This window comes from Hespellia stercorisuis DSM 15480, assembly GCF_900142165.1.
GTDB lineage: Bacteria > Bacillota > Clostridia > Lachnospirales > Lachnospiraceae > Hespellia > Hespellia stercorisuis.
The window spans coordinates 15,462-32,946 of the sequence record NZ_FQZY01000048.1 but is presented as its reverse complement, the minus strand read 5'-3'; the positions used below and the strand labels follow the sequence as shown (position 1 = coordinate 32,946).

At 49.1% G+C, this 17,485-nt stretch carries 14 protein-coding genes; 11 read left to right on the top strand and 3 right to left on the bottom strand.

The features are described from left to right. Positions 1-384: 384 nt before the first annotated feature. Both BUB85_RS14455 and typA read right to left on the bottom strand, forming a co-directional pair. Positions 385-996 (bottom strand): transporter, encoded by a 612-nt coding sequence (locus tag BUB85_RS14455; RefSeq protein ID WP_073111758.1) that lies wholly within the window; start codon positions 994-996, stop codon positions 385-387. A 63-nt stretch (positions 997-1,059) separates the two neighbouring features. Continuing rightward, positions 1,060-2,886 (bottom strand): translational GTPase TypA, encoded by a 1,827-nt coding sequence (gene typA, locus BUB85_RS14450; protein ID WP_073111756.1) that lies wholly within the window; start codon positions 2,884-2,886, stop codon positions 1,060-1,062. Between the two features lie 247 nt (positions 2,887-3,133). Here typA and BUB85_RS14445 point away from each other — a divergent pair, with 247 nt between their 5' ends. From BUB85_RS14445 to hisA, 9 genes are all read left to right on the top strand, one after another. Then, positions 3,134-3,772, top strand: a complete 639-nt coding sequence (locus BUB85_RS14445; protein ID WP_073111754.1) for a single-stranded DNA-binding protein — start codon at positions 3,134-3,136, stop codon at positions 3,770-3,772. Between the two features lie 96 nt (positions 3,773-3,868). Further along, positions 3,869-4,759: a 4-hydroxy-tetrahydrodipicolinate synthase gene (gene dapA, locus BUB85_RS14440; protein ID WP_073111752.1), complete on the top strand. Its 891-nt coding sequence runs from the start codon at positions 3,869-3,871 to the stop codon at positions 4,757-4,759. Positions 4,760-4,911: 152 nt separating this feature from the next. After that, entirely contained in the window at positions 4,912-5,670 is a 759-nt protein-coding gene (gene dapB / locus BUB85_RS14435) for a 4-hydroxy-tetrahydrodipicolinate reductase (RefSeq protein ID WP_073111750.1), read from the top strand. 12 nt (positions 5,671-5,682) lie between these two features. After that, the gene (locus BUB85_RS14430) at positions 5,683-7,644 is read left to right on the top strand and encodes a fructose-1,6-bisphosphatase (RefSeq protein WP_073111748.1); all 1,962 of its coding nucleotides are present in this window, start codon (positions 5,683-5,685) and stop codon (positions 7,642-7,644) included. Between the two features lie 152 nt (positions 7,645-7,796). Next, positions 7,797-8,156 (top strand): hypothetical protein, encoded by a 360-nt coding sequence (locus BUB85_RS14425; RefSeq protein WP_073111746.1) that lies wholly within the window; start codon positions 7,797-7,799, stop codon positions 8,154-8,156. A gap of 159 nt (positions 8,157-8,315) precedes the next feature. Further along, the gene (gene iorA, locus BUB85_RS14420; protein WP_073111744.1) at positions 8,316-10,148 is read left to right on the top strand and encodes an indolepyruvate ferredoxin oxidoreductase subunit alpha; all 1,833 of its coding nucleotides are present in this window, start codon (positions 8,316-8,318) and stop codon (positions 10,146-10,148) included. Continuing rightward, positions 10,141-10,722: an indolepyruvate oxidoreductase subunit beta gene (locus tag BUB85_RS14415; protein WP_073111742.1), complete on the top strand. Its 582-nt coding sequence runs from the start codon at positions 10,141-10,143 to the stop codon at positions 10,720-10,722. The genes iorA and BUB85_RS14415 overlap by 8 nt, the downstream gene beginning before the upstream one ends. 3 nt (positions 10,723-10,725) lie before the next feature. Further along, a complete protein-coding gene (locus BUB85_RS14410) occupies positions 10,726-11,958 on the top strand; it encodes a phenylacetate--CoA ligase family protein (protein ID WP_073111740.1) in 1,233 nt (410 codons plus the stop codon). Between the two features lie 89 nt (positions 11,959-12,047). Further along, a complete protein-coding gene (hisA, locus tag BUB85_RS14405) occupies positions 12,048-12,839 on the top strand; it encodes a phosphoribosylformimino-5-aminoimidazole carboxamide ribotide isomerase (RefSeq protein ID WP_073111738.1) in 792 nt (263 codons plus the stop codon). Positions 12,840-12,892: 53 nt separating this feature from the next. Here hisA and thrH read toward each other — a convergent pair whose 3' ends face one another. Then, on the bottom strand, positions 12,893-13,492 hold the full coding sequence (gene thrH, locus BUB85_RS14400) for a bifunctional phosphoserine phosphatase/homoserine phosphotransferase ThrH (protein ID WP_073111735.1): 600 nt from the start codon (positions 13,490-13,492) through the stop codon (positions 12,893-12,895). A 221-nt stretch (positions 13,493-13,713) separates the two neighbouring features. Here thrH and secA point away from each other — a divergent pair, with 221 nt between their 5' ends. Together secA and prfB are read left to right on the top strand one after the other, a co-directional pair. Next, on the top strand, positions 13,714-16,287 hold the full coding sequence (gene secA, locus BUB85_RS14395) for a preprotein translocase subunit SecA (RefSeq protein ID WP_073111733.1): 2,574 nt from the start codon (positions 13,714-13,716) through the stop codon (positions 16,285-16,287). Between the two features lie 87 nt (positions 16,288-16,374). Next, a protein-coding gene (gene prfB / locus BUB85_RS14390; RefSeq protein ID WP_143160741.1) for a peptide chain release factor 2 occupies positions 16,375-17,473 on the top strand; the annotation gives its coding sequence in 2 pieces (ribosomal slippage) (positions 16,375-16,449 and positions 16,451-17,473; 1,098 coding nt in all). The last annotated feature ends 12 nt before the right edge of the window (positions 17,474-17,485 follow it).

Genomic DNA, 17,485 nt, shown 5'->3' with positions numbered 1-17,485 from the left:
CCAAAGAAGATATGTCCTTTCGAAAATATCTGTGTCGCGGAACTGTGAATGTCCTTGCGGAAAGTACCATGATCGCAATTGCTCATAACATCAATAAACTTCACAGAAAAATACAATCCGGTAAAATAGGACAGCATTTATTTGAACTTAAAACAGCATGATTTTTGAACTATCAAAATTCAAAACAACCTTTTCATAGAAGGTCTGGTTCAAGTACGCCCAAAAATCAATATGAATCAGAAATGGAATAAAAAGGACATTTCTGTAGGAAAAAAAGAGCTGCGCACCGCTGAATTTAATCAGCTAGTGCGACAGCCCCTTTGCCTGTAAGGGCAAGTCTTCAAATTTCTAGGGTTCCCACCTTGTGTGGCGGTTGCTCTATAATTATTGTAAGGAACGGATCAATTCGATGGTGCTGATTTTGTCTTCTGTCATTTTGACAATGCGCAGACCGAAGTCTGAAAAGTACAGGCATGCTCCGACAGCTATTTCCTGACCGTCTTCCAGAAGTTTTCTGGTGAGCAGCGCACCCAGTGTCTCCTCATTTTCATGGGGGATGTGGATGTGGGTCAGCCGGTTAACGTTTCGAACCTTTTGGCTGGCCCGGAAAATGATGCGTTCGGATTCGTCGAAGGCCACGAACAGAAATTTCCTGGTGGCGAATAGTCCGGCGATTGCGACAACCCCAATTACGTTGTTCCACGCGGAAGAGTGATCGACGATCATCTGTCTTGCGATGGCGAACAGCAGCACCTCGAATACGGTGTGCGGCGTGTGCTGGTACAGCATACGAATCATCTCCACACCGATGATCAGGTTAAAGCAGGTGCTCATCAGACTGTCATAGTCCGGCAGCTGCGGGCTGGAAGCGGTCGGAAAAAATGAAAGGAGCAGTTGACCGACGAGAATAATAATCCCAGCCGTGAGAATCAGTGAAATCACAAATTCCAATGCGGTTGTCATTTGTTTTAAAAATGCGTTTAAGTATTTTGACATGACGGGCTCCTCCTTGTGACGGTTCGGGGAACCGTTTGTTTTCCAGTGTTTCTTCGGTACAGATTAGTTCAATGTACTTCTTCGGCGCATTCTGGAATCCAGAATCTTTTTGCGGATGCGCAGTGATTCAGGTGTTACTTCCAGCAGCTCGTCTGTATCGATGAAGTCCAGTGCCTCCTCCAGACTTAAGATGCGCGGTGTCGTGAGCTTTAAGGCATCATCGGCACCGGAGGAACGGGTGTTGGTGAGATGCTTTGTCTTACATACATTCAACTCGATGTCGTCAGTCTTACCATTCTGTCCGATAACCATACCGGAATAGACTTTTTCGCCGGCGCCGATAAATAATGTACCACGTTCCTGAGCACTAAACAGGCCGTAAGTAACGGATTCGCCGGTCTCAAATGAAATCAGGGAACCTTGTTTTCTATACTGGATTTCGCCCTTGAACGGAGCGTAGCAGTCAAAAATTGTGTTGATGACACCGTTACCCTTGGTGTCGGTCAGGAAATCGCCACGATATCCGATAAGTCCACGGGATGGAATGGAAAATTCCAGTCGAGTGTAGCCGCCGCCAGTCGGAGTCATGTTCTGCAGCTCACCTTTTCGCTGGCTCAGCTTTTCGATGACAACGCCGGTGAACTCATCCGGTACATCGATGTATGCGAGCTCCATAGGCTCTAACTTCTTACCGTTCTCGTCTTCGTGGTATAATACCTCGGCCTTGCTGACTGCGAACTCATATCCTTCACGGCGCATGTTTTCAACCAGAACGGACAGATGAAGCTCTCCACGTCCGGATACTTTGAAGCAGTCCATGTTCTCGGTATCTTCCACACGCAGGCTGACATCGGTGTTCAGCTCGCGCATCAGTCTCTCACGGATATGTCTGGAGGTGACGAATTTTCCTTCGCGCCCCGCAAACGGGCTGTCATTTACCATGAACTGCATGGAGATTGTAGGCTCGGAAATCTTCTGGAACTCGATCGCCTGCGGATTCTCCGGAGAGCAGAGTGTATCACCGATTGAAATGTCAGAAATACCGGAAATCGCAACGATGGAACCGATGGTCGCCTCTTTGACGTCCACTTTGTTCAGACCATCAAATTCATATAACTTGTTGATCTTAACCTTCTGACATTTGTCCGGGTCATGATGGTTGACAACAACCATTTCCTGATTCACAGCGATGGTACCGTTGTCCACCTTGCCGACACCGATTCGCCCCACGTACTCATTGTAGTCGATGGTGCTGATCAGTACCTGAGTGTGTGCATCCGGATCACCCTCCGGTGCAGGAATATAGTCTAAGATGGTCTCGAATAACGGAACCATGTTCTTCTCATCATCGGTCAGGTCGAGTACAGCCACACCTGCCTTGGCAGAAGCGTAGACGAACGGACAGTCAAGCTGCTCGTCAGATGCACCGAGATCCATGAGCAGTTCCAGCACTTCGTCGATTACAGCGTCCGGTCTTGCCTCAGGACGATCGATTTTGTTGATGCACACGATAACCGGAAGTTTTAAGTCCAGAGCCTTGCGGAGAACAAACTTGGTCTGCGGCATAGCACCTTCGAATGCGTCTACCACGAGGATGACGCCGTTTACCATCTTCAGTACACGTTCTACCTCGCCGCCGAAATCGGCATGTCCCGGTGTGTCAATGATGTTGATTTTTGTATCTTTATAATATACGGCAGTGTTTTTGGAGAGAATGGTGATACCTCGTTCTCTTTCGATGTCATTGGAATCCATGACACGTTCAGCAACTGCCTGGTTCTCGCGGAATACGCCGCTCTGTTTTAAAAGCTCGTCTACCAGTGTCGTTTTGCCATGGTCAACATGGGCAATTATAGCAATGTTTCTAATATCTTCACGTTTTGTTTTCATCTTTTATCATCCTTTATTTCCTATATATATCATTGCAACCCCTATATTTTAGCACAATATGATGTTGTGGTCAAAATATATTTTTATTATAAGGAATTAAAAAAATTGATACGGCGCGGATGAATCGGATATTCAGAATGACTGCCCGTAAAAAATCGGACAAGATTGAGTTCTAAAACAGGACATTGACTCATACACTTAGTATTGACTCAAAAATACGAATAAGAGGAAGGGAGAATTACAAATTATGTCAGATAAGGTAATGGAAAACAATCAGGTAACCGTGATGGGGGAAGTGGCCTCGCAATTCCTATTCAGCCACGAGGTGTTTGGAGAAGGATTTTACATGGTGGATATTCTGGTCAAGCGGCTGAGCAATTCGGATGATCGGATTCCGCTGATGGTATCGGAGCGGCTCATTGATGTGACGAAGGACTACACGGGAGAATTTATTATGGTGAGCGGGCAGTTCCGCTCCTACAATCGGCACGAAGAACAGAAAAACCGACTGGTGCTGTCGGTCTTTGTCCGGGAAATTTCATTTGTGGATGAGGAGCTGGACGGGGCAAAGACGAATCAGATCATGCTGGAGGGATATATCTGCAAGGCACCGATCTATCGGAAGACGCCGCTCGGGCGCGAAATCGCAGATCTGCTGCTTGCGGTAAACAGGCCGTATGGAAAGTCCGATTATATCCCCTGCATCTGCTGGGGGCGCAACGCGCGCTATGCATCTAATTTTGAAGTGGGCGAGCATGTACAGGTGCTCGGCAGGATTCAGAGCCGGGAATATCTGAAAAAAATATCGGAGACCGAGACGGAGACCCGGACGGCCTACGAGGTATCGGTGAGCAAGCTGGAATGTCTCGACGAGGCTTTTATATAGAAATAACTGTTGGTAACTTGCATTGACATTGCTTATATTTAATGATAAAATTTGTAGCAGTAAATGAGAACGATAAGTGATGTCAGGAGGATTACAATGACGATATTTAGAGGTGCCGGAGTGGCGTTGGTTACACCATTCCAAGAGGACGGAAGTGTGAATTACGATAAACTGGATGAGCTGATCGATTTCCACTGCAATAACCAGACAGACAGCATCATCATCTGCGGAACGACAGGCGAGTCATCCACTTTAACAGAAAAGGAACATATGGACTGTATCCGGTTTGCGGTCGAGAGAACGAAAAAGAGAATCCCGGTGATTGCGGGAACCGGCTCCAATTGTACACAGACGGCGATCGAGCTGTCCACAGAGGCGGTGGCGGCAGGGGCAGATGGTCTGCTCGTGGTTACACCATATTACAACAAGGCAACGCAGGCTGGTCTGGTCGCACATTATACTGCGATTGCCAACGCAGCCAAGGCGCCGATGATCCTCTACAGTGTAGCGAGCAGAACCGGCGTGAACATTGCACCGGAGACCGTGGCGACTCTGGTGAAGGATGTGGAGAATATTGTGGCAGTCAAAGAGGCCTCTGGCAACATTTCCCAGGTTGCAAAAATTATGCAGCTCACAGACGGTAAAGTAGATCTGTATTCCGGCAATGATGACCAGATTGTGCCATTGATGTCATTGGGTGGTATCGGTGTAATTTCCGTGCTGGCCAACGTGGCACCGAAGGATACGCACGATATCTGTGCAAAGTTTTTTGCGGGAGACCTGACGGGGAGCCGTGAACTTCAGTTGAAGGCACTGCCGCTGATCAATCAGTTATTCTGTGAGGTAAACCCGATTCCGGTCAAGAAAGCCATGAACCTTATGGGAATGGGTGTGGGACCACTGCGCATGCCTCTCTGTGAGATGTCTGAGGAACATGCCGCGAAGCTTGCAAAAGCGATGCAGGAGTACGGTATCAAGCTGGCATAAAAGTGAGGCTGCGTTAAAAAATGAATGTACAAAAAGGGTATCATTGGTTGAGTTGAACTCAATTATATGGTATCCTTTTTTTATACAATAGGATATTCTTTGTTCTATAAGTAAGTGAGTGCACGAAAAGCGCACAAAGGGAGGAAAGCAACATGGTTAAATTAATAATGCATGGATGTAACGGCAAGATGGGCCGGGTGATCACAGATATCGTCAAAAATGACGAGCATACGGAGCTGGTCGCAGGGGTAGACAGCTACACAGGGGTGCCGAATGAATATCCGGTGTTTGAGAGTATTGAAAAATGTGACGTGAAAGCAGATGCGATCATTGATTTCTCTAATGCGGCAGCAGTGGACGGACTGCTCGATTACTGTGTGGAGAAGCAGGTTCCGGTGGTGCTGTGCACAACGGGACTGTCTGAAGAACAGCTGAAGAAAGTGGAGGAGACAGCAAAGAAGGTCGCAGTTTTGAAATCGGCCAATATGTCACTTGGTATCAACATGCTTTTGAAGCTTCTCCAGAATGCGACAAAGGTTCTGGCTCCTGCCGGATTTGATATTGAGATTGTGGAAAAACATCATAATCAGAAGGTGGACGCTCCGAGCGGTACCGCAATCGCACTGGCGGATTCTATCAATGAGACGTTGGATCATGAGTATAAATATGTGTATGACCGCAGTCAGGTTCGTGAGAAGAGAACTAAAAAGGAAATTGGAATGTCAGCAGTCAGAGGCGGTTCGATTGTCGGGGAGCACGAGGTGATCTTTGCCGGTGCGGATGAAGTAATCGAGTTTAAGCATACAGCATACTCAAAGGCGATATTCGGAAAGGGTGCAGTGGAGGCAGCGAAGTTTTTAGCAGACAGACAGGCAGGCCTTTATGATATGAGCGATGTAATCCAGTTATAACAGGAGGGGGATATGAGCGAGAACGAAAAAAAAATGGAATTGAGATATCTGGAGCGGCTTTCAGACATTTATCCGACCATCGCTTCAGCGGCAACGGAGATTATCAATCTGCAGGCAATTCTGAATCTTCCGAAGGGAACCGAGAACTTTTTGACGGATATCCACGGTGAGTATGAGGCATTTGCCCATGTGCTGAAGAACGGATCCGGCTCTGTGAGAAGCAAGATTGACGATGTGTTTGGCAATACGCTCAGCACCAAGGACAAGCAGCTTCTGTCGACTTTGATCTACTATCCAAAAGAAAAGATGGTGGAGGTAAGGAAGACGGAAGAAAATATGGAGGACTGGTATAAGATCAATCTGTATCGTCTGGTCGAGGTCGCAAAACGTGCCGCCAGCAAGTATACCCGTTCCAAAGTACGTAAGGCTCTGCCGAAGGATTTTGCATATGTGATCGATGAGCTGATCACAGAAAAATCAGACATGAGTGATAAAGAATCTTATTACAACGCGATCATCAGCACCATTATCCGGATTGGACGTGCGGAGGAATTTATTGCAGCCATCTCGGAGCTGATTCAGAGACTGGTCGTGGACCATTTACATATCGTTGGCGATATCTACGATCGTGGACCGGGACCGCATATCATCATGGATAAGTTGATGAGTTACCATTCTCTGGACATCCAGTGGGGGAATCATGATGTGCTCTGGATGGGGGCGGCAGCAGGACAGAAGGCATGCATTGCCAATGTGATCAGAATCTGTGCCCGCTATGGAAATCTGGATATTCTGGAGGATGGATACGGAATCAATCTTCTTCCGCTGGCGACGCTGGCGCTGTCGGCCTATAAGAATGATCCCTGCACCTGTTTTGAACTGAAGGCCGAGAACAATGCCAACGCCACAGAGATGGACATAAACCTCCGGATACACAAGGCTATTTCCATCATTCAGTTCAAGCTGGAGGGGCAGATCATAAAAAGAAATCCGGGCTTCAAGCTGGATGACCGTAATCTGCTGCACCGCATAGACTGGGAAAAGGGCACAATTACCATCGATGGAAAAGAGTATAAAATGTTAGATATGAATTTCCCGACAGTGGATCCGAAGCATCCGTATGTCCTCTCAAAAGAGGAAGAGGAGATCATGGATCGTCTGGAGAGAGCATTCCTGACCTGCGATAAACTGCAGACGCACATGCGTTTCTTACTGACGAAGGGGAGTCTGTACAAGGTATATAACAATAATCTTCTGTATCATGGATGCGTCCCGCTCAATGAGGACGGCAGCCTGAAAAGCACCAGACTTTTCAACAGAACCTACAAGGGAAAAGAATTGTACGAAGTGCTTGACAGCTATGTGAGAAAAGGCTTCTTCGCAATGGATGCCAGGGAAAAGGAACGCGGAAAGGACGTGATGTGGTACATCTGGCTTCATCCGATGTCACCGCTGTTCGGAAAGGACAAGATGGCTACGTTCGAACGATATTTTCTGGCGGAGAAGGAGACCCATCTGGAGAAAAAGAATCCTTATTACAGACTGGTGGAGGACGAGGCTGCGATGGACGGAATCCTGCGGGAATTTGGCCTGTCGACAGAGGGCGCGCACATCGTCAACGGCCACGTCCCGGTGAAACAGAAAAACGGAGAGAACCCTGTCAAATGTAACGGCAAGGTGCTAGTCATTGATGGAGGATTTTCCAAGGCATATCAGAAAGAAACCGGAATTGCGGGCTATACGCTGGTATACAATTCCTACGGACTTCTGCTGGTTGCGCATGATCCGTTCGAGTCCGCAGAGGCGGCAATTGAGAAGGAGAGTGACATCCACTCGGAGATGCGCATCGTAAAACGGGTGGGAGAGAGACGGCTTGTGGGTGATACTGATATCGGAAAAGAACTGAAGGAACAGATTGCGGATCTTGAAAACCTGCTGATCGCGTACCGAGACGGCCGGATTGTCGAGAAGTAGAACGAATGGCAGTTTCCTGCTGCAGTGAAACATTTTAACATCATAAAAACATGAAAAACAGCTACAAAATGAGATTGCAGAAAAAAACATGTATAAAAATCAAATTATTGCAAATATTACTATCATAAATATTATGAAAAGGGAGATTTGCGATGAGAAAAGTAAAACAATGGTTGGTGTTGATTTTATGCGTAGCGGTAGTGATGGGAATGACAGCGTGCGGGAGTACAAACAAGACCGATAAAGGCAATGTGAACGGAGCGACCAGCGGTCAGGACACGACGAAGGACTCCGCGGCCAAGGACGGCGTGGCAGGCGATGCGGCCAAAGATGTGGGAGACGGCATTGACCATGCAGTGGATGACACCACAGATGCTGCAGATAAGGTCGTGGACGACATCACCAGAGACAATAACGAAACCAACAAAACTGACAACAACACGGACAATACCGGCGACAACCTGAACGACAACGCTGAAAATACAACAGAAAATAACAACACAGCCCGTTAAGGGCAAAAGGCAGCCGCAGATTTCACGGCTGTCTTTTTTATGCAATAGGAAATTCCTTTGGATTTTGCGGGCGCTCCCTCAATCGGATTTGTAGTGGATTTTCGATGAGGTTTATGGTAGACTTTTTAATTAGATAACGTGTGAAAGGGGTTCATACATATGAAGAAAAAATTATTGATGGGTAATGAAGCGATTGCGCTGGGTGCGATCCGGGCCGGGGTGCGTATGGTAGCCGGGTATCCGGGGACTCCGTCCACGGAGATACTGGAGACAGTGGCAAAGCATAATACGGGAAAAATTCACGTGGAGTGGTCAGTGAATGAGAAGGCAGCCATGGAGGTCGGTGCCGGTGCGGCGTATGCCGGTGCGCGGACGCTGGTGACGATGAAACAGGTGGGGCTGAATGTCGCGTCGGATCCGCTGATGAGTCTGGCGTATATCGGCGTGAAGGGCGGCATGGTGATCATTTCCGCAGATGATCCGGGACCGATTTCTTCCCAGACAGAGCAGGACACCAGATTGTTCGGGCAGTTTTCAAAACTGCCGGTGTTCGATCCGTCCTCACCTGAGGAGGCGTATGAGATGATCGGTGAAGCCTTCGCCTACTCGGAGGAGTACCAGACACCGGTGCTGTTTCGGCCGACGACGAGAGTTTGTCACGGACGTGCCAGCATTCAGCTGTTACCGGAGCTTGAAGTGGCGGAGCCGGAAGGATTTGTGAAGGATACGGGGAGATGGGTGATCTTTCCGAGACTTTCCTTTCAAAATCACAAGAAGATTGAGGATCGGAATGTGGAGCTATCCAAAGTATTCTCTTCTTATAATAGAAACAAACTGGAGCAGGGAACTGGGAAAAAGGGAATTGCCACAGGCGGCGTAAGCTATGCGTACATAAAAGAAGTACTCCCGGACGGAGTACCGCTTCTGAAGGTGGGAACGCCCCATCCATTTCCGGAGGAACTGGCGCTGGAATTTCTCCGGTCGGTCGATGAGGTACTGGTCCTTGAGGAACTGGAACCGGTGATCGAGCGGGCATTGCTCCTGCTCGTGGGAAAATATCATCTGTCTACGGTGATCAAGGGAAAACTGAGCCGTGATACGGCGGTTGCCGGAGAGAACAGTGTGGAGAGCGTGACTGCTGATCTGGCAGTCTATCTGGAAAACGAGGCACTGCAGACTGTTCCGAATTTGAGACAGGAGGAGGCACCACAGCTCCCAATCCGACCGCCGGTACTCTGCGCGGGCTGTCCGCACCGGGCTTCTTTCTATGCAGTTAAGAAGGCAATGCGGGGAAAGAAAGCAGTCTTTAGTGGAGACATCGGCTGCTACACGCTGGGAAATGCAAAACCGCTGGACATGGTGGACACCTGTCTGTGTATGGGGGCAGATGTGACCATTGCCCAGGGCCTGCATATTATAGAGCCGGATGCAGTAAATTTTGCGTTCATCGGAGACTCTACATTTTTTGCATCGGGGATCACGGGGGTGATTAATGCGGTCTATAATCAAACCGATATCGTTCTGGTGGTGCTGGATAACTCGACGACTGCTATGACCGGACACCAGCCACATCCCGGAACCGGAGTGACCATGATGAATCCGTCACAGAAGCCGGAAGACGTAGCGAACCGGATCAGCATTGAGCGGATCCTCACCGGTATCGGGGTGGCGGACATTGTGAAAGCGGATCCGCTGAAGCTTGACGAGGCCGTGGAGGCCGTGAAAAAAGTGGCGGATGAAAAAGGCGTGCGGGTGATTCTGTTCCAGTCTCCGTGTATTGCGGTCGCAAAGCCGTCCAGGGCATACGTGGTTCGGCAGGAGAACTGCATCAATTGCAAGGCGTGCGTCAGTCAGCTGGGCTGTCCTGCAATTACCGTGAATGACGGCAGGATCGTCATTGAACCATCACTCTGTTTTGGATGCGGACTGTGTGCACAGGTCTGTCCGAGCGGCGCAATTGTGATTGAAAAGGAGGGAGAGAACCATGAATAAAAATTGTTTACTTTGCGGAGTCGGCGGTCAGGGCGTGGTTCTTGCCAGCAAGCTGATCGCGTATGCAGCGATGGAAAAGGGGCAGCAGGTTCGTGCATCTGAGACCATCGGAATGGCACAGCGCGGCGGATCGGTCGTCAGTCATGTGAGAATGGGAGAGGAGATACATTCGCCTCTGATTCCACATGGCAGCGCGGATGTGATCATCGCATTTGAACCGGCGGAGGCAGTGCGTGCACTTCCTTATCTGAAGGCGGACGGACAGGTGATCGTAAATAAAAAGGCGGTAAAGCCGACTACATCCACCCTGAGCGGGCAGGTGTATGAGGGAACTGAGATGATAGAATATCTGAAGAAAACTGTGCAGAATCTGGTGGTCGTGGATGGGGATGCAATCTGCGAGAGTGCCGGATCGGCCAGGGTGCTGAATGTGGCGCTGCTTGGAGCGGCCGTCGCATCAGGCGCGTTGGACGTGACACTGGAGGAAATGGAAACTGCCATCAGGGCAAACGGAAAAGAACAGTTCTTTGTGATGAACAAACAGGCGCTGGAGCTGGGTGCGAAGGAGAGATAGACGATGAAAATGACAGAGCTGCAATTCAATCTTATCAAAGAAAATTTAAAGACACTGACGGCAAAGGATTGTTTTTACCGCGAAAAATTCGAGGGAATCAATATTGAACAGATTCAGTCTCAGGAAGATTTTGAGAAACTTCCATTCACGTGGAAAGGCGATCTGAGGGAGGCGTATCCACTGGGCCTGCAGGCTGTTCCGGACGAAGAAATCGTCCGGATCCATTCTTCCTCCGGCACGACGGGAACTCCGGTCATCATTCCCTATACACAGAAGGACGTGGATGACTGGGCGAAAATGTTTGCCAGATGTTACGAGATGGCCGGAATCACAGCGCTCGACCGTGTGCATATCACACCGGGCTACGGATTGTGGACGGCCGGTATCGGTTTTCAGCTGGGAGCGGAGTACCTGGGTGCAATGACAATTCCCATGGGACCGGGCAACACAGACAAACAGCTTCGTATGATGCAGGATCTGAAATCCACGGTGCTTTGTGCGACCTCCTCCTATGCCCTGCTCCTGGCGGAAGAGATTGCAAAGCGCGGCATCAGTGATAAGATCCATCTGAAAAAAGGCGTCATCGGTTCGGAGCGGTGGGGTGAGAAAATGCGCGCGAGAATAGCAAATGAACTGGGGGTTCAACTGTATGACGTCTATGGACTGACGGAGGTCTACGGGCCGGGGATTGCCATGAGCTGTGAGTACGAGTGCGGTATGCATTACTGGGATGACTATCTTTACTTTGAAATCATTGATCCGAAGACCGGCAAGACGGTGCCGGATGGCGAGAGCGGTGAGCTTGTCATCACGACACTCCGTAAGCAGGGAGCGCCGTTGATCCGCTACCGCACACATGACATCACCAGATTTATTCCAGGCGAGTGTAAGTGCGGTTCGAAATTCCCGCGAATTGACACCCTGATCGGAAGAACAGACGACATGGTGAAGGTGAAGGGCGTGAACATTTTCCCAAGCCAGATCGAGGAGATGCTCAAGGACGTTCCGGAGGCGTCAAGTGAGTATCAGTTTATGCTGGATCATCTGAACGGGAAGGATGTTTGTACATTGTTTGTGGAGATTGAAAAAGGTGTCGAAAAGAAACAGGCGACAGCGTCAATCAAAGAAGCGTTCAAGGCGAAGATCGGTATTGCGGTAAATGTGAAGCCGGTTCAGATCGGCGATCTGCCGCGCAGTGAAAAGAAATCGACCCGCGTGTTCGACAACAGATATTAAGAGAGAAACTAGAAAAGATTAAAAAAGAAAGTTCTTTAACAGAGCGCGTTTAGGATGGGCTGAGGCTCAGGGATAAGAGGGGGAAGAGAATGAAATTCAGACCATGCATAGATATACATAATGGAACCGTCAAGCAGATCGTCGGAGGGAGCCTGAAGGATCAGGGAGATCAGGCAGACACAAATTTCGCATCGGAGCTGGGCGCAGATTATTATGCGAAGCGCTACCGGGCGGATGGATTGATGGGAGGACATATCATTCTCCTCAACCCCTCGACCTCGGAATATTATGAGGCGACAAAAGCGCAGGCCATGAAAGCGCTGGCAGCATATCCGGAGGGGCTGCAGATCGGCGGAGGAATCCATGCGGACAACGCGCAGGAGTATATCCGTGCCGGGGCAAGCCATGTGATTGTGACTTCTTATGTGTTTCAAGAGGGAAAGATCCAGTGGGAGAATCTCGCGCGCCTGGTGCAGGCCGTGGGAAGAGAGAAGATCGTTCTGGACCTGAGCTGCCGGAAGAAGGACGGGGACTACTATATTGTGACTGACCGTTGGCAGACATTTACCGAGGTGAAACTGGAGGAGTCGGTTCTGGATAAACTGGCGGGCTGCTGTGATGAATTTCTGGTGCACGGTGTGGATGTGGAAGGAAAAGCGTCCGGGGTGGAACTGGAATTGGTACGTCTCCTGAGTGACTGGGGGAAAATCCCAATCACCTATGCCGGAGGAATCGGCAGTATGGAGGATCTGCGGAAGTTCGAGGAGACCAGCGGCGGAAAGCTGGATTTTACGATAGGAAGTGCGTTGGATTTGTTCGGCGGAGCGATACCGTACGAGAAAATCGCGAGGTATAACGGCGCGAAGGATGAGAACAGATGAAAAAACGCCTGCAAGGATTCGTCCGTGCAGGCGTTTTTGATCTGTTTATTGTACTACAATGCTTTTTTGATGGCGTCCAGCAGCTCGCCGTACTCTTCAAAAGCCGGAAACTGCGGATAGTCCGCCTTGATTTGATCGGTACTCTTGAAAAGGAATCCGGCCTTGCTCGCCTGAATCATTCCCAGGTCATTGAAGCTGTCACCGCTTGCAATCGTCTCGTAACCGATGGACTGCAGGGCCTTCACTGTGTTCAGTTTGGACTCCGGGATACGCATCCTGAAACCGGAGATAGAGCCGTCCTCTGCCACGTCCAGTGAGTTACAGAAAATAGTAGGCCAGCCCAGCTTTTCCATCAGCGGGGTTGCAAACTGTGTGAAGGTATCGCTGATGATGATAACCTGCGTGATAGAGCGGAGTTCATCTAAAAACTCCTTTGCTCCCGGTATCGGGTCGATGGTGGCAATGGTCTCCTGGATTTCTTTTAATCCAAGGCCATGCTCTCTGAGGATTCCAAGACGCCAGTTCATCAGCTTGTCGTAATCCGGCTCGTCGCGTGTGGTTCTCTTCAACTCCGGAATTCCGCTGGCCTTGGCGAATGCAATCCATATCTCAGGGACTAAAACTCCCTCTAAATCTAAGCATACAATATTCATAATGATATTCCTCCTGCAACAGATACTTGTAGTGATAATAACTAATAATGGCGCTGTACTCTGCTAAAAAATCACAGTACTACATTTAATATAGCATACTTTTCCATTTGTGCAAAGAAGCAAAAGGAAAGAACAGAATAAACTGGTTGAACAAATTTTCTGTAAGTGTTAGAATGAAGAATAGTAAAATTACAAGAAGTAAAATTACAAGGAGTAAATTTATGAGTCTAATTACGAAGATTTTTGGAACACACAGCGAGAATGAACTAAAACGGGTTTATCCGATTGTGGACAGGATTGAGTCGATGGAACAGGCGATGAAAGAACTGTCAGATGAAGAATTAAAGAATAAAACAAAAGAATTTAGAGCACGGCTGAAAGATGGAGAGACTCTGGATGATATTCTTCCGGAGGCTTATGCGGTTGTGAGAGAGGCTGCATTCAGAACACTCGGGATGCGCCATTACCGTGTCCAGCTGGTAGGTGGTATCATTCTTCACCAGGGGCGAATCTCCGAGATGAAGACAGGTGAAGGTAAGACACTGGTATCTACACTTCCGGCGTACCTCAATGCACTGGCCGGCGAGGGGGTTCATATCGTCACAGTCAACGACTATCTGGCAAAGCGTGATGCGGAGTGGATGGGACAGGTTCATGAATTTTTGGGACTGACGGTCGGAGTTGTGCTCAATGACATGGACAATGATGAGAGAAGAGCAGCGTATAGCTGTGATATTACTTATATTACGAACAACGAACTTGGGTTTGATTATCTGCGTGACAACATGGTCATTTACAAAGAGCAGCTGGTGCAGAGAGGGCTGAAGTATGCAATCATCGATGAGGTCGATTCCGTACTGATTGATGAGGCGAGAACACCACTTATCATTTCAGGACAGAGCGGAAAGTCTACGAAATTGTACGACGCATGCGATATTCTGGCTGGTCAGCTGCAGAGAGGTGAGGCGAGCGGAGAATTTTCCAAGATGAACGCCATCATGGGAGAGGACATTGAGGAGACCGGAGACTATATTGTCAATGAAAAAGAGAAGACGGTCAATCTTACTGAGGACGGTGTGAAGAAGGTCGAGAAGTTCTTTCATATTGAAAACCTTGCGGATCCGGAGAATCTGGAGATCCAGCACAACACGATCCTTGCCCTGCGCGCACACAATCTGATGTTCCGCGATCAGGATTATGTGGTGACCCCGGATGGAGAGGTGGTCATCGTTGATGAGTTTACCGGACGTATCATGCCGGGACGCCGTTATTCTGACGGCCTGCATCAGGCAATCGAGGCGAAGGAGCACGTGAAAGTCCGCCGGGAGAGTAAGACACTGGCGACGATTACGTTCCAGAATCTGTTTAATAAATATGAAAAGAAAAGTGGTATGACCGGTACCGCACTCACTGAGGAAAAAGAGTTCCGTGACATTTACGGCATGGACGTTATTGAGATTCCGACGAACGAGCCGATTCAGAGAATCGACCTGGAGGATGCGGTATATAAAACCCAGAAGGAGAAATTCCAGGCGGTTGTGGAAGAAGTAGAGAAAGCTCATGCTACAGGCCAGCCGGTACTGGTGGGTACGATCACAATCGAGATTTCCGAGCTGTTGAGCCGGATGCTGAAGAAGAGAGGCATCCAGCACAAGGTGCTGAATGCGAAGTTCCATGAGATGGAGGCCGAAATCGTGGCGGACGCCGGTGTGCATGGTGCGGTTACCATCGCAACCAACATGGCGGGTCGTGGTACCGATATTAAGTTGGACGACGCTGCAAGGGCGGCAGGCGGACTGAAGATCATCGGAACGGAGCGTCATGAATCAAGACGTATTGACAATCAGCTGCGTGGTCGTTCCGGACGTCAGGGTGATCCGGGCGAATCCAGATTCTATATTTCTCTGGAGGATGATCTGATGCGGTTGTTCGGATCAGAGCGTCTGATGGAAGTATTCAACACTCTGGGTGTGGAAGACGGAGAACAGATTGAACATAAGATGCTTTCCAATGCGATTGAGAAGGCGCAGAAGAAGATAGAGAGCAACAACTTTGGTATTCGTAAGAATCTGTTGGAATACGATCAGGTTATGAACGAGCAGAGAGAGATTATCTACGAAGAGCGGAGAAGTGTTCTGGATGGAAAGAGCATGAGAGATTCCATCTACCACATGATTACAGATTATGTGGAAAACACGGTTGACCACTGCATCTCACCGGAACTTCCGCAGGAGGAGTGGGATCTGAAGGAACTGGACGTCAGTCTCCACGCAACGATTCCGATGGAGGTGCCGAAGATCGAAGAAGTGCAGAACCTCCAGCAGAAGGAATTGAAGCATATGCTGAAGGAGCGTGCGGTCAAGGCCTACGAGGCGAAGGAACTGGAATTTCCGGAGCCGGAACACCTGCGTGAAGTGGAGCGCGTGGTTCTGCTCAGGGTCATCGACGCAAAATGGATGGATCACATTGATGACATGGATCAGCTGAGACAGGGAATCGGTCTTCAGGCTTACGGTCAGAGAGATCCGCTTGTCGAGTACAAGATGGTGGGCTACGACATGTTCGGAGCCATGACAAACGCGATCACAGAGGATACGGTGCGTATGCTGTTCCATATCAGAATTGAACAGAAGGTCGAGCGTGAACAGGTGGCGAAGGTGACCGGTACGAACAAGGATGAGAGCGCTGCACGTGCACCGAAGAAGCGCGAGGAGAAAAAGATTTATCCGAACGATCCATGCCCGTGCGGTTCAGGCAAGAAGTACAAACAGTGCTGCGGAAGAAATCCGGCATAAGCGGGAATATGAAGGCGTGACAGAGATGCCACGCCTTTCTTGAGATAAAGAATTGGCAATAAATATATAATAGAAAGAGGTGATTAAGTGGTTTTATTGGATGAATTAAAAGCGAGACTGGCAGCGTATGAGGAGCCACTGAAAGATTTGAGGGATTCACTTTGACCTTGCAGGCAAGGAAAAGCGGATTGAGGAATTAGAGAGGCTGATCGAAGAGCCGAAGTTCTGGGATGATCCGGAAAAATCGCAGAAGACGATGATCCGTCTCCGGGGACTGCAGGACTCAGTCAAGCAGGCACAGCAGCTGCTGACGGATTATGAAGACATGGAATTACTGATACAGATGAGCAGCGAGGAAGAGGATGAGTCGAGTGCGGCAGAACTGTCAAAAGAGCTGGACGTTTTTGAGGAAGAGTTCGAGGAGCTGCGGATTCAGACGCTGCTGTCAGGTCCTTATGACAGGTACAATGCAATCGTGACCCTGCACGCCGGAGCAGGCGGGACAGAGTCCTGTGACTGGACGAACATTCTGTACCGTATGTATACCCGCTGGGCGGAAAAGAAGGGATTTTCGATGGAAGTCCTGGACTATCTGGACGGCGATATCACCGGAATCAAGGGGATCACCTTTGAGGTGAATGGGGAAAATGCATATGGGTATCTGCAGTCCGAGAAGGGGGTGCACCGCCTGGTGCGGATCTCACCGTTCAATTCGGCAGGCAAGAGACAGACGTCTTTTGCATCATGTGATGTGATTCCGGATATTGAGGAGGACATCGACATCGAGGTCAATGACGAGGATATCCGAATCGATACCTACCGCTCCAGCGGAGCGGGCGGACAGCACATCAACAAGACTTCCTCCGCGATCCGGATCACGCATCTTCCGACAGGAATTGTGGTGCAGTGTCAGAATGAGCGCTCCCAGCACATGAATAAAGAGAAGGCCATGCAGATGCTGAAGGCAAAGCTGTTTTTACTAAGGCAGCAGGAGCAGGCGGAGAACATGGCGGGAATCCGTGGAGAAGTCAAGGATATTAATTTTGGAAACCAGATTCGTTCCTATGTCATGCAGCCATATACGATGGTCAAGGATCACAGGACGAATGAAGAGAGCAGCAATGTCAGCAGTGTGATGGATGGAAATATTGATCCATTTATCAATGCATATCTCAAGTGGCGGTAAAGTTCAGAAACA

Bases quoted from the DNA above. Each gene is read 5' to 3' on its own strand.
- BUB85_RS14455 (WP_073111758.1), bottom strand. From the start codon at position 996: ATGTCAAAATACTTAAACGCATTTTTAAAACAAATGACAACCGCATTG.
- typA (WP_073111756.1), bottom strand. From the start codon at position 2,886: ATGAAAACAAAACGTGAAGATATTAGAAACATTGCTATAATTGCCCAT.
- BUB85_RS14445 (WP_073111754.1), top strand. From the start codon at position 3,134: ATGTCAGATAAGGTAATGGAAAACAATCAGGTAACCGTGATGGGGGAA.
- dapA (WP_073111752.1), top strand. From the start codon at position 3,869: ATGACGATATTTAGAGGTGCCGGAGTGGCGTTGGTTACACCATTCCAA.
- dapB (WP_073111750.1), top strand. From the start codon at position 4,912: ATGGTTAAATTAATAATGCATGGATGTAACGGCAAGATGGGCCGGGTG.
- BUB85_RS14430 (WP_073111748.1), top strand. From the start codon at position 5,683: ATGAGCGAGAACGAAAAAAAAATGGAATTGAGATATCTGGAGCGGCTT.
- BUB85_RS14425 (WP_073111746.1), top strand. From the start codon at position 7,797: ATGAGAAAAGTAAAACAATGGTTGGTGTTGATTTTATGCGTAGCGGTA.
- iorA (WP_073111744.1), top strand. From the start codon at position 8,316: ATGAAGAAAAAATTATTGATGGGTAATGAAGCGATTGCGCTGGGTGCG.
- BUB85_RS14415 (WP_073111742.1), top strand. From the start codon at position 10,141: ATGAATAAAAATTGTTTACTTTGCGGAGTCGGCGGTCAGGGCGTGGTT.
- BUB85_RS14410 (WP_073111740.1), top strand. From the start codon at position 10,726: ATGAAAATGACAGAGCTGCAATTCAATCTTATCAAAGAAAATTTAAAG.
- hisA (WP_073111738.1), top strand. From the start codon at position 12,048: ATGAAATTCAGACCATGCATAGATATACATAATGGAACCGTCAAGCAG.
- thrH (WP_073111735.1), bottom strand. From the start codon at position 13,492: ATGAATATTGTATGCTTAGATTTAGAGGGAGTTTTAGTCCCTGAGATA.
- secA (WP_073111733.1), top strand. From the start codon at position 13,714: ATGAGTCTAATTACGAAGATTTTTGGAACACACAGCGAGAATGAACTA.